This window comes from Pseudaestuariivita atlantica (assembly GCF_001205715.1).
Classification (GTDB): Bacteria; Pseudomonadota; Alphaproteobacteria; order Rhodobacterales; family Rhodobacteraceae; genus Pseudaestuariivita; species Pseudaestuariivita atlantica.
The window spans coordinates 216,500-232,061 of record NZ_AQQZ01000008.1 but is presented as its reverse complement, the minus strand read 5'-3'; the positions used below and the strand labels follow the sequence as shown (position 1 = coordinate 232,061).

At 61.7% G+C, this 15,562-nt stretch carries 15 protein-coding genes; 8 read left to right on the top strand and 7 right to left on the bottom strand.

Annotation, left to right across the window (positions count from 1 at the left end):
• Positions 1-460: 460 nt before the first annotated feature.
• Both ATO11_RS22580 and ATO11_RS16960 read left to right on the top strand, forming a co-directional pair.
• The gene (locus tag ATO11_RS22580) at positions 461-799 is read left to right on the top strand and encodes a site-specific integrase (RefSeq protein ID WP_110553746.1); all 339 of its coding nucleotides are present in this window, start codon (positions 461-463) and stop codon (positions 797-799) included.
• The gene (locus ATO11_RS16960; protein WP_165586992.1) at positions 705-1,553 is read left to right on the top strand and encodes a hypothetical protein; all 849 of its coding nucleotides are present in this window, start codon (positions 705-707) and stop codon (positions 1,551-1,553) included. Before ATO11_RS22580 ends, ATO11_RS16960 begins: the two co-directional genes overlap by 95 nt.
• A gap of 137 nt (positions 1,554-1,690) precedes the next feature.
• Here ATO11_RS16960 and ATO11_RS16955 read toward each other — a convergent pair whose 3' ends face one another.
• Positions 1,691-2,623 (bottom strand): LysR family transcriptional regulator, encoded by a 933-nt coding sequence (locus ATO11_RS16955; RefSeq protein WP_242601448.1) that lies wholly within the window; start codon positions 2,621-2,623, stop codon positions 1,691-1,693.
• A gap of 100 nt (positions 2,624-2,723) precedes the next feature.
• On the opposite strand from ATO11_RS16955, the gene ATO11_RS16950 reads away from it, so the two are divergent.
• From ATO11_RS16950 to ATO11_RS16930, 5 genes are all read left to right on the top strand, one after another.
• Positions 2,724-3,773: an ABC transporter ATP-binding protein gene (locus ATO11_RS16950; protein ID WP_050532090.1), complete on the top strand. Its 1,050-nt coding sequence runs from the start codon at positions 2,724-2,726 to the stop codon at positions 3,771-3,773.
• Positions 3,774-3,851: 78 nt separating this feature from the next.
• The gene (locus tag ATO11_RS16945; protein ID WP_050532089.1) at positions 3,852-5,105 is read left to right on the top strand and encodes an ABC transporter substrate-binding protein; all 1,254 of its coding nucleotides are present in this window, start codon (positions 3,852-3,854) and stop codon (positions 5,103-5,105) included.
• Positions 5,106-5,187: 82 nt separating this feature from the next.
• Positions 5,188-6,219, top strand: coding sequence for a carbohydrate ABC transporter permease (locus ATO11_RS16940; RefSeq protein WP_050532088.1), 1,032 nt, complete (start codon positions 5,188-5,190; stop codon positions 6,217-6,219).
• A 1-nt stretch (position 6,220) separates the two neighbouring features.
• A complete protein-coding gene (locus tag ATO11_RS16935) occupies positions 6,221-7,102 on the top strand; it encodes a carbohydrate ABC transporter permease (protein ID WP_050532087.1) in 882 nt (293 codons plus the stop codon).
• Positions 7,103-7,124: 22 nt separating this feature from the next.
• The gene (locus tag ATO11_RS16930) at positions 7,125-8,177 is read left to right on the top strand and encodes an ester cyclase (protein WP_050532114.1); all 1,053 of its coding nucleotides are present in this window, start codon (positions 7,125-7,127) and stop codon (positions 8,175-8,177) included.
• Between the two features lie 476 nt (positions 8,178-8,653).
• Here ATO11_RS16930 and ATO11_RS16925 read toward each other — a convergent pair whose 3' ends face one another.
• From ATO11_RS16925 to ugpB, 4 genes are all read right to left on the bottom strand, one after another.
• Positions 8,654-9,709 (bottom strand): sn-glycerol-3-phosphate import ATP-binding protein UgpC, encoded by a 1,056-nt coding sequence (locus tag ATO11_RS16925; RefSeq protein WP_050532086.1) that lies wholly within the window; start codon positions 9,707-9,709, stop codon positions 8,654-8,656.
• Between the two features lie 2 nt (positions 9,710-9,711).
• On the bottom strand, positions 9,712-10,548 hold the full coding sequence (gene ugpE / locus ATO11_RS16920; protein ID WP_050532113.1) for a sn-glycerol-3-phosphate ABC transporter permease UgpE: 837 nt from the start codon (positions 10,546-10,548) through the stop codon (positions 9,712-9,714).
• Positions 10,549-10,565: 17 nt separating this feature from the next.
• Positions 10,566-11,447 (bottom strand): sn-glycerol-3-phosphate ABC transporter permease UgpA, encoded by an 882-nt coding sequence (gene ugpA, locus ATO11_RS16915; RefSeq protein ID WP_050532085.1) that lies wholly within the window; start codon positions 11,445-11,447, stop codon positions 10,566-10,568.
• Between the two features lie 70 nt (positions 11,448-11,517).
• The gene (gene ugpB / locus ATO11_RS16910; protein ID WP_050532084.1) at positions 11,518-12,828 is read right to left on the bottom strand and encodes a sn-glycerol-3-phosphate ABC transporter substrate-binding protein UgpB; all 1,311 of its coding nucleotides are present in this window, start codon (positions 12,826-12,828) and stop codon (positions 11,518-11,520) included.
• 175 nt (positions 12,829-13,003) lie between these two features.
• Here ugpB and ATO11_RS16905 point away from each other — a divergent pair, with 175 nt between their 5' ends.
• Positions 13,004-13,915: a LysR substrate-binding domain-containing protein gene (locus ATO11_RS16905; protein ID WP_050532083.1), complete on the top strand. Its 912-nt coding sequence runs from the start codon at positions 13,004-13,006 to the stop codon at positions 13,913-13,915.
• 49 nt (positions 13,916-13,964) lie between these two features.
• Here the strand turns inward: ATO11_RS16905 and ATO11_RS16900 are convergent, their stop codons facing one another.
• On the bottom strand, positions 13,965-14,804 hold the full coding sequence (locus ATO11_RS16900) for a fumarylacetoacetate hydrolase family protein (RefSeq protein ID WP_050532082.1): 840 nt from the start codon (positions 14,802-14,804) through the stop codon (positions 13,965-13,967).
• Positions 14,805-14,828: 24 nt separating this feature from the next.
• Positions 14,829-15,557, bottom strand: coding sequence for an SDR family oxidoreductase (locus tag ATO11_RS16895; protein WP_050532112.1), 729 nt, complete (start codon positions 15,555-15,557; stop codon positions 14,829-14,831).
• Positions 15,558-15,562 lie beyond the last annotated feature (5 nt).

Here is a 15,562-nt window from a genome sequence, read left to right as displayed (position 1 = left end):
GCAGCCTAACTATTGAACCAGAAACTCTCCGGTAAACCCGGGGCGGTTCAACGACGCGTTCAATTCTGGCACCGATGCTCGTCGCTCTGGCCCCAGAGTTCCCTGAAACAGCAAAGGAAGCAGAGGATGATGTCCTGCCCACCCTTTGGCACCGGGGCATTCCGACCTGGGCTTGCGGACAACACACAAGAGTCGGTTTGGCAGGATTGCGAGAGTACGCCGCTCGGTCCCGACGAGTGGAGAGGCTTCTCAAGGATGGAAAAACAGGTGAAGTATCGACCGCAAAAACACTGGGCGGATTATTGTTCAGAATTGAGTGTGGACAGCTTCGCCGTCGCTTGAATTGGAGGCTTGGCTCCGATCTGAAGAACAGAGCCACCAGTTTGGGGTGGGGCCTCAGAGACGACTATGTAGACGAACTTGTGAGGACAATGGTCGCGGAGTGGGGTTTGCTGAACGAATGCCGTTTGGCCACACTTCAAAATCACTTCTGATAATCTTCAATTATCGGAGGCAAAAAAGCATGCTCATACCCCCCAAGATCGCGAACGACCTTGAGACGCCTGCGCAGCTCAGACGTCTGTTGGAGGCCGCGTATTCCAAGAACACCCAGCGCGCATATCGGTCAGACGTCGAACAATTTCGCCGATGGGGCGGGAACATTCCTTCAAATGAAGGAGAGGTTGCAGCCTACATCGCCGAACATGCTGGAAAGCTGGCGGTATCGACTTTGCGCCGACACATCGCGTCCCTGTCTCAACTTCATAAAGCTCTGGGAGCGTCACCAAACCCGCTCTAAAGCCCACAAATCGATGCAACACTGCGAGGCCTATCCCGACTTCATTGATGCAGTCTCGCATAATCTGAGAACCGGTCGGATCGTTGTTTTGGTGCTCGGGGATGGCATCCGGAGCGAATTGAACACTCTCCACCAAGGCCTTCAGCTACACGCAGGATTCCAGTTCACCTTCGGTTTGGTCGAGTTGTCCGTCTACGCACAGAACGATGACGAATATCTCATTGTGCCGAGAACACTGGCCGCCACACAGCGCGTTGAACGCGGTGTGGTGAGGTTCGAAGGTGCTGTCGACCAAGTCGTTCTAGGTGCCGTGCAAGCAATTGCACAGACGCCTGATCAGCCTGCGCGATCAATGTCGTCCGATGCGTTCTTTGCAGCCATGAGCGAGTTAGACGATCAGCTTCCGCAACAAATTCAGAAGTTTCTGGCCGATTTGGAACCTCTTGGTGTCTATCCGGAGTTCAAGAAGTCTCTGATCTTGCGATGGGGCACGCCGTCAGGCGACGTAGCAAATCTGGGGTACATTCAAAGGAACGGGCAAGTTTGGACCGACCAAGTATCCGCGAGCCTTGGCGACCCAGATGTCGCTGAAGCATACTTACACAAACTGGCCATGGCTGTAGGTGGAGAGGTTGGCGAAATGTCGGGCAGACCGTACGTGACGCACTCAGGGAAAGCACCTCTGGTTGGAGTTCTTCTGGAGCATAGCGACGATGTGGTACGCGCTGTGATGTATCTTGCGTCTGTGAGGTAAGGGCGGGAAGTGGTCGTTCGCTGCAAGTGCGACGCGATCGGATGAATTTGCGAAAGCGGGCATTTGGCGTCTTCGTACGCTTCGACACGGTGATTTCGAACAGAGCTTGGGCACTATTCTAGGCATTTTTACATGTCTCAGTTGTTTTTGGTGGCGACAGCGGTTTGATCCGCGACGACGGACCGCAGTTTTTCAAGCAGCCAGATATGCAGCGGATTGGTGGCGTCGCGGATGTGGCGGACGGCGTGAATTCGGAAGGTCCCGCCTTCGATTGGCAGCGGTCTGTGGGCGATGGCGAAACGCTCGGCATTGTTTGCAGCGATCCGGCTTGGCAAGGTGACGACGAGGTCGGAATTTTCAATGATCGACAGCGCCGCAAACAGGGATGGCACAACGGTCTGTATGTTCCGTTTCAGCCCCTGCAAATGCAGCGCGTGATCTACCAGGTTCCTGTTTGGTCCGTAGGGCGAGATCAGAAGGTGGCGAGCCTTGGCCACCGTCTCCAGCGTCAGCGAGCGTGCAAAGATCGGGTGGTCGCGACGGCCAGCCAGCACGTAGTGTTCCGAATGCAGGTCTTCCGAGGCAAATGACGCGTCACTGTTCAGCGGAAAATCGAAATATCCAAGCGCCAGATCAATCTGGCCTTGCACAAGTGCCTCCAGCGCATCGCGGTTTTGCAGCGGAAAGGCGTGGACATTGATATTCGGGCTGACCTTGCGCAACTGGGCCACCAGCTCGGGGATGACACCTGTGAGTTCAAAGTCAAACGCGCCAATCCTCAGATCCGTCGCCGCAGAGCCCGGATCGAACTCTTCGGAGCCTTCGAGGGTCTCGGACAGCAATCTGACAATGCGACGGACCTTCGGTTCCAGTTCATGGGCCAGCGCCGTCGGCTCAAGGCCATGTGCCCGCCGCAGGAACAACGGGTCACCATAAAGATTCCGAAGGCGCTTCAAAGCGTGGCTGACAGCCGGTTGCGTCAGCCCCATTTCGCGCGCAACCGCTGTCGCCTGCCGTTGTCTCATGGTTTCCAGGAACACCAAAAGGATTGTCGTGTCGATCAGCCTCAAATCAATTTTATTTATATCTCTCATAGATTGATTTCATTATCGGGGATGGCTGGCCCCGTCTAGCGTGGTGGGATGCAGAAACTTGCCGCGTCGGGGGATCATGGCTGAAATCCAGCTTCGCAATGTCGGAAAACGTTGGGGCGACTATGTCGGAGTGGACAATTTCGACCTTACCATCGCCGACAGGGAATTCCTTGTGCTGCTGGGTCCGTCAGGCTGTGGCAAGACCACGACGATGCGCATGATCGCGGGGCTGGAGGACGCGACCGAGGGAGAGATCGTAATCGACGGAAAGGTGGTAAACGACCTTGAACCGAAAGAGCGCGACGTGGCGATGGTGTTCCAAAGCTATGCGCTTTACCCCAACAAGAACGTCTACGAAAATATCCGCTTTCCGCTGAAGGTGCGCAAGGTGGACCCGGCGACGCATGACGCGCGTGTGCGCCGCGCCAGCGCGATGGTGGAACTGGATGACTTCCTGCACCGCCGGCCTGCCGAATTGTCGGGCGGGCAGCGGCAGCGGGTGGCATTGGCCCGCGCCATCGTGCGCGAGCCCAACGTGTTCCTGATGGATGAACCGTTGTCGAACCTTGACGCAAAGCTGCGCGTGTCGACCCGGGCGCAGATCAAGAATCTCAGCCACGAACTGGCGGTCACCACGATCTATGTCACCCACGACCAGGTCGAGGCGATGACGCTGGCAGACCGCGTCGTGATCATGAAGCAGGGCGTGGTTCAGCAGGTTGGCACACCGGTCGACATCTATGACCGCCCCGCCAATGCCTTTGTCGCCGGCTTCATCGGCAATCCGGCGATGAACCTGATCGAGGGCGTCGTGTCTGGCGGGACTTTCCGCGCCGAGCGGACCGAAGTGGCGGGCCTTTCGGCACCGCAGGGCGCGGTCACGCTGGGCTTCCGGGCCGAAGACGCGCAGGTGGTCGACACGGGCGGGCAAATCAACGCGCCGATCTACACGATGGAACTGCTGGGCGATTCCACGATGGTGTCGGTCCGGATCAATGGCGCGCTGGTGTCGGTCAAGGCCGACAAGACCTTCCGCGGCCGGATCGGTGACCCGGTCTCCATCGCGGTGCCTGCCGCGCAATGCCACCTGTTTTCAGCAATATCGGGCGAACGCATCCATGCATGACACGCCCCAAAACCCGCGCAAGCGGAACACTCAGGGTGCAGGTTTCGAAGGCGCACCCAACACGAAAGGGAGAACATCATGAACATCAGACATCTGGGATGGGCGGGCGCAATATCCGTCCTGATGGCCACCACGGCCTATGCTGACGGCCACGCCACCTGCGGACCGGAGGGACAATCGATCCGCATCCTTGCCAGCGACTTCCCGGCGATCCACGCGGTTGTGGACGCGGCCGAAGCGGCCTGTGCATCGAGCGCGGCGGAATTCACCCGCAACCACACGACCGAAGCGCGCCAGATCATGAACGCCGCGCTGACGCCGGACCCGGCGGAATACACCTCGGTGATCGTTGCGAACTCGACCCTGACGCAGTTGATGAATGACGGCCTCGTGCGTCCGTTGAACGATCTGGTCGACAAGTACGGCCAGAACATCCCCGACAACCTGAAAATCGACATCGACGGCAACGTGATGGCGATTGCCTTCATGGCGAACTCGCAACACCTGTTCTCGCGCACCGACATCCTTGAACAGGCTGGTGTGAGCGATGTGCCTGCCACCTATGACGAGATGATCGCTGCGGCCAAGGCCATCCGCGAGGCGGGGATCATGGAATATCCCATCGTCATGAACATGAAGACGGGCTGGAATGTCGGCGAAAGTTTCAACCTCGTCTTCCTTGCGCATGGCGGCCAGTTCTTCAAACCGGGCACGGCCGAGCCGATGGTCAACAGCGAGGCTGGCGTCGCGGCGCTGAACACGCTGAAGGCGCTGGTGGAATACGCCCACCCCGATCACCTGACGCAGGCCTCGAACGAGACGCAGGCTCTGTGGGAAGCGGGCGAAGCCGCTCTTGGCATCATGTGGGGGTCGCGCGGTGCGGCCGTGCTGGATGACGAAGGATCGACTGAAGAGGTGACCTCGAACACCGTCCTGTCGGCGGCCCCGTCGGTGGAGCCGGGCGGCGTGCCGGGTGCGACCCTGTGGTGGGATGGCTTCACCATTTCGACCAACGTGTCCGATGCCGAGGCCGAGGCGACCTTTGCCGCGCTGGCCAGCGCGTTGACGCCTGAAATGGTCGCTGCCAACAACGATGACGCGGTCTGGCTGCTGGAGGGCTTCAAACCCGGCGCCGCCGCGGCAGGCGTGTCGGCCACAGCCCAAGGCGGCGCGGCACCCTATCCGATGCTTCCGCAAATCGGCCTTTTGCACAACGCACTGGGCGCTGAGCTGTCGGACTTCCTGCAAGGCAACGAAAGCGCGGAAAAGGCGCTGGCTGATGTCGAAGCGGCTTATGTCACCGCCGCCAAAGAGGCCGGGTTCCTTCAGTAATCGCTGAAGGCAACCTGAGTGAGGGGGGCACACCTTCGAAGGCCCCCCTCACAGTTTCCCAACCTGACCCGAGCCCTCTGACATGAAGCATCGCACCTTTGTCTGGTTCATCCTGCCCTCGCTGGCGGCGATGACGCTGTTCATCGCGCTGCCGATCGTGTCGGTGTTTATCCAGTCTTTGTTCGTCGGGCACGAACAGGTGCTGGTCGTGTCCAAAAGCTGCGGCCCCTTCGGCTGCCAAGAATCCACGGCAATTGATCTGGAGGCGACCGAGAAGCTGCGTGAAGAGGCCCCGCTGGGCCGGTTCAACGGGCTGGGCACCTATATCAACCGCTCGCACCTCGCCTTTGCCGAGATCGGCGTCGCGTGGGCGGAAACCGAGACGTTCAGCGAATTCTGGAAGGTCGTTGGTGATCTGCCGTTCTATCGCGCGCTTGCCTTCACGCTGGTCTACACGGCCATCGTGACGCCGGTGGTCATCTTGCTGGGCCTTGCGATCGCTTTGGGGGTCAATGCGCTGCCCAAGCTGTTGAAAGGTCCGTCGATCTTCGTGTCGCTGCTGCCGTTCCTTGTAACCCCGCTGGTGGGGTCGCTGATCCTGTTCTGGATGGTCGATGGCGACGGGGTAATCGGCGCCACGATCCAGTTGATCTTCAACGACCCGAACCTCAGCCTCAAGGCCTCGGCCGCGCTGACGTGGACCATGCTCATCGTGTACGGCATCTGGCACACGCTGCCATTCAGCTTCATTACCTTCTACGCGGGGTTGCAGACGGTGCCGGACGACATTCTTGAGGCCGCCAAGGTTGACGGCGCCAGCAAGTGGGAACGCACGCTGCACGTCGTGGTGCCGCACCTGATGCCGTTGGTGTCCTTCGTCACGCTGATGCTGCTGATGGACAATTTCCGGGTGTTCGAACCCATCGTGAGCTTTTCCGCCGAGGCGCATGCCCGCTCGCTCAGCTGGATCATCTACAACGACCTGCGCGAAAGCGGGAACCCGCTCTACGGGTCGGCCGGTGCAACGTCGATGCTGACGATCATCGGTGTCGTGATCCTGTTGGCGCCGGTGCTGATCCGCACGTGGCGCGACTTCAACCGCAAGGCGCACTGACATGGCGACCGCATCCGAGACCCGCATGACACCCGCCAAGGCCGTCTCGTTTTCACTGGTCGGGCTGTGGCTGTTCATCGCCGCCTTTCCGTTCCTGTGGACGTTCTGGGGCAGCTTCAAGGTGCAGGCCGATTTCTTCTCAAAGGCGGACTGGACCAATGCGCTGTGGGGCACTCAAACCATTGCAGAGACCGGAAGCGCCTTTACCGGGCAGGGCTATTTCGGCGCGTGGGTGATCGAGGCGTTCTGGCAGAACGTCATCAATTCCGGGATCGTCGTGGTGTTCACGGTGATCATCTCGCTGACCTTCGGCACGCTGGGGGGGTATGCGTTGGCCCGGTCGGGCTTCCGCTATGCCTTCTGGCTGCTGATCGCCGCGTTGGTGTTCCGGGCGATGCCGCATATCACGCTGGTGTCGGGCTATTTGCTGCCGTTCTTTGAATGGAACATCTGGGGTCACCTGCCGACCACGATTATCGTGCTGGTGGCGATCAACCAACCCTTCACCCTGTGGATGCTGCATTCGTTCTTTCTGAACATTCCCAAGGACATGGACGAAAGCGCGATGGTCGACGGCTGCACGCGATTTCAGGCATTCCGGCACGTGATCGTGCCGGTCATGTGGCCCGGTGTGATCACCACGGGGCTGTTCAGCTTCCTGCTCGCCTACAACGACTTCACTGTAACCGCGATGCTGCTGAGCGCCGAGAACGAGACCATGATCCCCGCAATCAACTCCTTCCTCGGCACCACGCAGGTCGAAGGCAAGGTGATGTACGCCGTGGCCGCCGTCGTCTCCGCCACGGCCCCGTTGTTTGTCCTGATCCTGTTCTTCCAGCGTCAGATCGTCAGCGGCCTGACCGCCGGCGCCGTGAAAGGGTAGACGCATGGCCGACACCACCGTCATGAGTGACGTCCACACGGCGAACAAGGCCACTCTGGAAGCGTTGCGCTTGGCCATGGTCGACTTTGACGAGACCCGCGTGTGCGAGGCCTTGTCCGACCTGCTGGCACCCGATGCTGTCGTACACATGCCTCATCCCTTCGGCGATCTTGTGGGCGCACAGCCGTTCTTTGACGCGTGTTATGCGCCCCTGCTGGACGCGATGCCCGACCTGGAACGGCGCGACTGGATCGTGATGGGCGGGAAGACGGAACACGGGCACGACTGGGTCGGGTGCGGAGGGCACTACGTGGGCACCTTCGTCGGCCCGTGGCTGGACATTCCGCCGACGGGGCACCTGACACACATGCGGTTCCACGAGTTCTTTCGGTTCGAACACGGGCGGGTGGTCGAAATCCAGTCGCTGTGGGACATCCCCGAGGTCATGATGCAGGCAGGCGCGTGGCCCATGGCGCCCTCGCTCGGACTGGAGTTCTGCATTCCCGGTCCGGCCACCAATGACGGTGTCGTGCCCGGCCCGTGGGACCGCACCCGCGCCACGCAATCCTGCGACCACATTGTCGAGATGCTGCGATTCATGAAGAAACATCCCACCCAGGGCGGCCCCGAAGTGATGGAGATGCCACGCTTCTGGAGCGACCGGGTCAACTGGTACGGTCCGGCGGGCATTGGCACAGCACGGGGCATCGCGGGTTTCCGCAACTGGCACCAGATCCCCTTCATCAACGCCATGCCTGATCGCGGGCAATACGTGGACGAGATCACCTATCACTTCTTCGGCGACGGCGACTACGCGGCGGTCACAGGCTGGCCCAACATGATCCAGACGGTGACCCATGACGGCTGGATGGGCATCGCGCCTTCGGGCAAGCGGATCACGATGAAATCTTTGGATTTCTGGCGCATCGAAGCAGGCAAGATCCGCGAAAATTGGGTGATGGTCGACTTGCTGGACGCCTACAAGCAACTCGGCGTTGATGTCCTCGCCCGGATGCGCGAGTTCAACAAGGTTCGGGTGCAAGGCCGTCTACCATTCCCGATCGGTGACCTTTGATGGCTACAGCCGCTTTCGCGGCGAGGTCAGACAAATTGCACTTAACCACAGGTTCAGGCGTGTGTAGCGCTACACCAATGACCAAGATCAAACGTCTGCGAGCAATCAGCAGACAACCGTTGTTGTTGGCCAAACACTGTCCGGAAAGCAGGCTGCAAACGCCGCATTTCGCCCAATAGCCAGACGTCGGCTTTGGGCCGCTAGTTATCGTTTGGTGCAAATTTGGTGCAGAAATCTGCCGAAAAGAGCATAGCCTCACATAACCCGTAAACATCCTAAACCTACAAGTTTCTGTAAAAACTACAGGAATTCTGTGTGGTTCTATTGACGCTATGCTGCTGGCTGTTTTGTAATCAGTAGGTCCGCGGTTCGAGTCCGTGTGGGGGCACCACCTTTTTCCGAAAGTCTCACCAAAATGGCGGGTCAAGCCCGTGCCGGTTCGGAGCAGAGGACGAGCCTGCGCCAATGTTCCGGGGTCACGGGTCCAGCCGTTGTCCGGTGGCGGGGTCGAAGAGGTGGATGTTTTCCGGGGCGACGGTGAAATGCCTTGGCGAGCCGAGGTCACCGACGCCGTGAACGCCGGCGAGGCTGATGGTGATCGGGTCGCCCGTTCCGCCCGTCTTGCCGTGCAGCAGGGTGTTGGCCCCCAGGGGTTCCGAGATCTGGATATGCGCCGTGATGGGCCCCGCATCGGCGGGGACGAGGTGCTCGGGCCGCAATCCCAGCTTGACCGGGCCGTCCGGGAGCCGGGCTGGGCCGACGGTCGCACCATCCAGCCGTATCTCGCCACCGGCGATCTCGGCATCGAACACGTTCATCGCGGGGCTTCCGATGAATTGGGCGGCGAACAGGCTGCTCGGGGTCTCGTAGACTTCCAGCGGCGTGCCGATCTGTTCGGCGATCCCGGCATTCATCACGATCATCCGGTCGGCCATCGTCATCGCCTCGACCTGGTCGTGGGTGACGTAAAGCGAGGTGATGCCCAGCTTGGCCTGCAATTCGCGGATCTCCAGCCGCATCTGCACGCGCAGTTTCGCGTCGAGGTTCGACAGGGGTTCGTCGAACAAAAACACCGCCGGCTCGCGAACGATGGCGCGGCCCATGGCGACGCGCTGGCGCTGGCCGCCGGACAGCTGGCGCGGCTTGCGGTCTAGCAGGGGTTCAAGCTGCAACAGCCTCGCCGCTTCCTCGACCTTGGCGTTGATCTGGGCCTTGGGCAGGCCCGCGATCTTCAGCCCGTATCCCATGTTCTGGCGCACCGACATGTGCGGGTAGAGCGCGTAGTTCTGGAACACCATCGCGATGTCGCGGTCCATCGGTTCCTTGTCGTTGGCGCGCTCGCCGCCGATCAGGACATCACCCGCCGTCACCGTCTCCAGCCCCGCCACCATGCGCAGAAGCGTGGACTTGCCACAGCCCGACGGACCAACGATCACGATGAACTCACCATCGGCGATTTCCATGTCGATCCCGTGGATCACGTCCGTGGGACCAAAGCTCTTTCGAATGTCGCGCAGGGAGACAGTTGCCATGGTTATTTCTCGCTATCGACAAGGCCGCGGACAAAGAGTTTCTGCATCGACACCACCACGATCACCGGCGGGATCATCGCGAGGATCGAGGTCGCCATGATCGTCGGCCAATGGGCGAAATCGTCGCCCGACGGGAACATCTGCTTGATGCCCATGACGATGGTGTTCATTTCCGGGTCGGTGGTGATCAGCAGCGGCCAGAGGTACTGGTTCCAGCCATAGATGAACAGGATCACGAACAGCGCCGCGATGTTGGTGCGGCTCATCGGCACGACGATGTCGATGAAGAACCGCATCGGTCGCGCGCCATCGACGCGGGCGGCCTCGGCCAGCTCGTCGGGGATGGTCAGGAAGAACTGGCGGAACAGGAACGTCGCCGTAGCCGACGCGATCAGCGGGAAGATCAGGCCGGAATAGCTGTTGAGCATGCCGAAACCCGCCACCACCTCGAACGTGGGCACGATCCGCACCTCGACCGGCAGCATCAGCGTGATGAAGATCATCCAGAAGAACGTCTGCCGCCCCGGAAACCGGAAATAGACGATGGCAAAGGCCGACAGGAGCGAGATGATGATCTTTCCCACGGCGATGCCCACGGCCATGATCAGGCTGTTGATCAGCATCGTGCCCACCGGCACGTTCACGCCCGAAAAGATCGCGTTGCGGTAGTTGATGAAGAACTGGTCACCCGGCCAGACGGGCATGGGCGGGCGGATGATGTCGGCCTGCGTCACGGTCGAGGCGACGAAGGCCAGCCAGATCGGGAAAAAGATCACCAGTACGCCGAGGATCATGAACACATGGGTGAGCCAGATGCCCATCCCCTGCTTTTCGACCATGCCGCTTGCCTGGGCCATCAGTAATGCACCCGCTTCTCGATATACTTGAACTGGATCACCGTCAGCAGGCCCACGACAACCAGAAGGATCACCGACTGGGCCGAGGATGAGCCGAGGTCCTGGCCTACGAACCCGTCCGAGAATACCTTGTAGACAAGGATCGTGGTCGATTGCTGCGGTCCGCCCGCGGTGATCGTGTGGATGACGCCGAAGGTTTCGAAGAAGGCATAGACGACGTTCACGACCAGCAGGAAGAAGGCCGTGGGCGTGATCAGCGGCAGCACGATGGTGAAGAAGCGCCGCCAGAATTGCGCGCCGTCGATCGCCGCCGCCTCGATCACCGACCGGGGCACCGATTGCAGCGCGGCAAAGAAGAACAGGAAGTTGTAGCTGATCCGCCCCCAGGCCGAGGCTATGACGACAAGGCCCATCGCCTCGCCCCCGTTCAGCACGTGGTTCCAGTCATATCCCAGCCGGCCAAGGTACCATGACACCACGCCCACGCGGGTGTTGAACATGAAGAGCCACAGCACGCCCGCTACGGCAGGGGCGACGGCATAGGGCCAGATCAGCATGGTGCGGTAGACGCCCGATCCCTTGATCAGACGGTCGGCGATGACGGCAAGAAAAAGCGCCGGGATCATCGAGCACAGCGTCACGAGGATCGAGAAGACCGCCGTGGTGACGAACGAGGCGCGGTAGAACGGGTCGCCCAGCAGGAACTCGAAATTGCCCAGCCCCACGAATTTCGACGACAGGCCGAACGGATCGGGGATGAACAGCGATTGCCAGATCGCCTGCGCCGCCGGGTAGAAGAAGAACACCGCCGAGATCAGCACCTGCGGTGCGATCAGAACGAGCGGCAGTATCCAGCCCTTGAAGAGGACGCGCTTTTCCATGAACTGTCCCGGTGTCGCGACGTGGCGGGGTCCGCCCCGGCGCAATGGCCGGGACGGACCGTTTCAACGGTTAGCGGTTGGCCGCCTCGAACCGGCGCAGCAGCGCGTCACCGCGCGCCTTGGCGCTGTCCATGGCTTCCTGCGCGGTCTTGTCGCCCGCCCAGATCGCTTCCAGCTCTTCGTCGATGATCCCGCGGATCTGGTCGAAGGAGCCAAGACGCAGACCCTTGGAATTGGCAGTCGGCTGCTTGGCCGTCATCTGGATCACGGCGACATCGGTGCCGGGGTTCTCATCGTAGAAGCCCGAGGCGCGGGTGGCATCGCCGGCGGCCGTGGTGATCGGCAGGTACCCGGTGTCCTGGTGCCATTGCGCCTGCACCTCGGTCGAGGACAGGTAGCTCAGGAATTCGCCTACGCCCTTGTAGTCGCCGGATTCGTGGCCCGACATCACCCACAGCGACGCGCCACCGATGATGGTGTTCTGCGGCTCGTCGACAAGCGCCTTCCAGTAGGGCAGCGGGCGCACTTCGAAATTGAACTCGGCCTCTGCCTTGATGCCCGCGTACCCCGCCGAGCTTTCGGTGAAGAGCGCGCATTCGCCCGAGCGGAAGTTGGCCCCGCCCTCGTTGCGGCGGCCGGTATAGATGAACTTGCCGTCCTTCGCCCAGTCCTGCATCGCCGACAGGTGCGCGACCTGCGCCGGGCCGTTCAGCATCAACTCGGTATCAAGCCCGGCAAAGCCGTTGTCTTTGCTGGCGAACGGGACATTGTGGTAGGCCGAGAAGTTCTCGAGGTGGATCCAGCTTTGCCACGCGGTGACCAGCGGGCAATCCTCGCCCCCGGCCTTCAGCGCGTCCAGCGCCTCACCCACGTTCTCCCATGTCGACAGGTCCATGTCCGGATCGACGCCTGCCGCCTCGAACGCGTCGCGGTTCACCCACAGAACGGGCGTGGACGAGTTGAAGGGAAGGGACAGCATGTCGCCGTCCGTCGTGGTGTAATAGCCCTTGACCGCGCCGATATAGGCGTCGGGATCAAAGCTCGCACCGCTTTCGGCCATCACCTCGTAAACCGGGCGGATCGCGCCCTTGGCGGCCATCATCGTGGCGGTGCCGACTTCGAAGACCATCAGGATATGCGGCTGTTCCTGCGCCCGGAAGGCGGCGATGCCGGCATTCAGGGTCTCGGAATAGTTGCCCTTGTGGCTTTGCACGACGGTGTAGTCGCTCTGGCTGGCGTTGAAGTTGTCGACCTGCGCGGCCACCAGTTCGCCCAAGCGGCCGGTGAAGGCGTGCCAGAACTGGATTTCGGTTTGCGCCGCCGCCGCAATGGGCGTCAACGCGAGAGTTACGGCAGCAAGGCCGAGCATATGTTTCTTCATGGGTTCCTCCCTGGCACCGCAACCGGTGCGTGTGAGACGCGTGTTGTCAGGCAAATGCCCCCTCGCCTCGTGCGCTAACAGTACCGGGAGGCAGGCATAATGCAAGATAGGTTGAGGTTGATATTTTATAATACAATGTTATGCGCCGCCACCAAAGTTCGGAACGCAGGGCACGATGAAGCACCGCAAGACCCCCCGGATACGTCAACTCGAAGCCCTTATGGCCGTTATCGGTAACGGTTCCATGACGGCGGCCGCGGCCGAGCTTGGCATCAGCCAACCCGCGATCAGCCGCCTGCTGTCCGACCTGGGCAAGGAATTCGACTTCCAGTTGTTCGACAAGCGCGACGGGCGGCTGGTGCCTTCGCAGGAGGTGCGACTGCTCGAACCCGACATCCGCCGCGTGGTGGAACTGATGCACCAGATCTCCGATATCAGCGCCGACATCACCAAGCGCAAGGCGGGGCATATCCGCATCGCCTGCCTGCCCGGTTTCGCCACCAGCCACCTGCCGCGCGTCGTCGCCGATTTCCTTCGCGAACGCCCCGGCATCTCGATGACGATCGAACCCGACCGGCCCGAACGCATCCTCGAATGGATGATCACCGAGCAGTACGATTTCGGGATCACCGACGGGTTCTTCGGCCACCCCGCGGTCGAGACGACGGACCTGAGCATGCGCACGGTCTGTATCTTCCCCGCCGGTCACCGCCTTGCGGCCTGCGACTGGATCAGCCCGCGCGACCTGCAGGGCGAAAACATCATCCATACGCGGAAGGACAGCGTCTTCTACCAGGAGCTGGACCGGCGTTTCCGCGACGAAGGGCTCGAATTGCGCTCGCATATCGAGGTCCGCCAGTTCACCGCCGCCTGCGAACTGGTGTGCAACGGCGCGGGCGTGTCGGTGGTCAGCGAAATGGACGCACGGAAATACGCCGATCTGGGGCTCGGCTACCGGCCCTTCGTGCCCGCCCTGTCACACCGCATCTCGCTTATCCGCCCGGTGCACAAGACGCCCTCCCTGATCACGCTCGAATTCATCGAGGCGTTCAGGGAAAGCCTTGCCCCGTATCTCGACGGGGCCTGATCCCGGCGCAAGCCGCGCGGTGCGGTGCAGGGCGAGGCAGGCGGCGCGATCAGAAATCGTCCACGCAGACCTGTCGCTGCTGGCCCAGCCCCTCGATCCCGAGGTCCACGACATCCCCGGCCTTCAGGTATCGCGGCGGGGTAAAGCCAAGGCCGACGCCCGGCGGCGTGCCGGTCGAGATGATGTCGCCCGGATGCAGGGTGAAGAAGCGGCTGAGGTAGCTGACAAGGTGCGCCACGCCGTAGACCATCGTCCGGGTCGATCCGGTCTGCATCCGCTGCCCGTTCACGTCCAGCCACATGGGCAGGTCCTGCGGGTCGTCGATCTCGTCCGGGGTGACCAGCCACGGCCCGGTCTGGCCGAAATTGTCGCATCCCTTGCCCTTCGACCATTGCCCCTGCCGTTCGATCTGGAATTCGCGTTCCGACACGTCGTTGATCACGCAATAGCCCGCCACGTGCGACAGCGCGTCGGCCTCGTCGATGTATTTGCCGGGCTGGCCGATCACCACGCCCAGTTCGACCTCCCAGTCGGTCTTGACCGATCCGCGCGGGATGATGATCGGGTCGTTCGGCCCGCAAATGGCCGAGGTCGCCTTCATGAACAGGACCGGCTCTGACGGGACCTGCATGCCGCTTTCGGCGGCGTGGTCGGCATAGTTGAGCCCGATGCACATGAACTTGCCGGTGCCGCCGACGCAGGGGCCAAGCCGCGGGGTGCCCTCGATCACCGGCAGCCCCGCGATATCGAGGCTTTGCAGCCACGACATGTCGGCAAGGGCCTGCCCGGCGATATCGGATATCACGCCGCTCAGGTCGCGCATCTGCCCGTCATGGTCCAGAAGTCCCGGTTTTTCGGCGCCGGGCGCGCCGTGTCGCAAGAGTTTCATGCAATGTCCGTTCGTGTGGAGTGATCAGATCGTCCAGCCGCCATCAACGTTCAGCGCCTGTCCGGTGGTGAAGGCGGCCTCGTCCGAGGCGAGGTGGCAGGCCATCGCGGCGATCTCTTCGGGCCGGCCCACGCGGCCCATCTTCTGGCGTGCCTGGAAATCCTGCCATGCCTGTTCGTAGTCGCCGGTCTCGCGCAGCCGCGCGTGCAGTGACGGGCTGTCGACGGTGCCGGGGCAGATGGCGTTGCACCGGATGCCCTGCGTGACGTGATCTGCGGCCACGGCCTTGGTCAGGCCGATGACGGCGGCTTTCGTGGTCCCGTAAACCAGCCGGTTCGGCACGCCGATCACCGACGACGCGACCGACGCGATGTTGATGATCGACCCGGCCCCTCGTTCGATCATGCCGGGCAGCACCGCGCGGATGGTGTCGAACATGGCCCGGACGTTCAGCGCGAAGGCGCGCTCCAGGTCGGCCTGCGTCGCGTCGAGAATGTTGCCCGCATGCACGATCCCGGCGCAGTTGAACAGCACGTCGACCGGGCCCGCGTCCCGCACCAGCATCTTGATCGCGGCGAGGTCGGTGACATCGAGGCGGCGGGTCTCAAGCCCCTCGCCGGTCGGCAGCGCGTCCGGGTTGATGTCGGTGGCGATCACTCGCGCGCCTTCTGCCGCCATCCGTTCCACGGTGGCGCGGCCGATCCCCTGCGCGGCGGCGGTGGCGAGGACGGTTTTCCCTTCAAGGCGTCGCATGTCCA

What these genes read in the sequence shown, in the direction of transcription:
- ugpE (WP_050532113.1), bottom strand. Translation starts at nt 10,548, where the DNA reads ATGGTCGAAAAGCAGGGGATGGGCATCTGGCTCACCCATGTGTTCATG.
- ATO11_RS16925 (WP_050532086.1), bottom strand. Translation starts at nt 9,709, where the DNA reads ATGGCAACTGTCTCCCTGCGCGACATTCGAAAGAGCTTTGGTCCCACG.
- ATO11_RS16960 (WP_165586992.1), top strand. Translation starts at nt 705, where the DNA reads ATGCTGGAAAGCTGGCGGTATCGACTTTGCGCCGACACATCGCGTCCC.
- ugpB (WP_050532084.1), bottom strand. Translation starts at nt 12,828, where the DNA reads ATGAAGAAACATATGCTCGGCCTTGCTGCCGTAACTCTCGCGTTGACG.
- ATO11_RS16900 (WP_050532082.1), bottom strand. Translation starts at nt 14,804, where the DNA reads ATGAAACTCTTGCGACACGGCGCGCCCGGCGCCGAAAAACCGGGACTT.
- ATO11_RS16940 (WP_050532088.1), top strand. Translation starts at nt 5,188, where the DNA reads ATGAAGCATCGCACCTTTGTCTGGTTCATCCTGCCCTCGCTGGCGGCG.
- ugpA (WP_050532085.1), bottom strand. Translation starts at nt 11,447, where the DNA reads ATGGAAAAGCGCGTCCTCTTCAAGGGCTGGATACTGCCGCTCGTTCTG.
- ATO11_RS16950 (WP_050532090.1), top strand. Translation starts at nt 2,724, where the DNA reads ATGGCTGAAATCCAGCTTCGCAATGTCGGAAAACGTTGGGGCGACTAT.
- ATO11_RS16905 (WP_050532083.1), top strand. Translation starts at nt 13,004, where the DNA reads ATGAAGCACCGCAAGACCCCCCGGATACGTCAACTCGAAGCCCTTATG.
- ATO11_RS16935 (WP_050532087.1), top strand. Translation starts at nt 6,221, where the DNA reads ATGGCGACCGCATCCGAGACCCGCATGACACCCGCCAAGGCCGTCTCG.
- ATO11_RS16895 (WP_050532112.1), bottom strand. Translation starts at nt 15,557, where the DNA reads ATGCGACGCCTTGAAGGGAAAACCGTCCTCGCCACCGCCGCCGCGCAG.
- ATO11_RS22580 (WP_110553746.1), top strand. Translation starts at nt 461, where the DNA reads ATGCCGTTTGGCCACACTTCAAAATCACTTCTGATAATCTTCAATTAT.
- ATO11_RS16930 (WP_050532114.1), top strand. Translation starts at nt 7,125, where the DNA reads ATGAGTGACGTCCACACGGCGAACAAGGCCACTCTGGAAGCGTTGCGC.
- ATO11_RS16945 (WP_050532089.1), top strand. Translation starts at nt 3,852, where the DNA reads ATGAACATCAGACATCTGGGATGGGCGGGCGCAATATCCGTCCTGATG.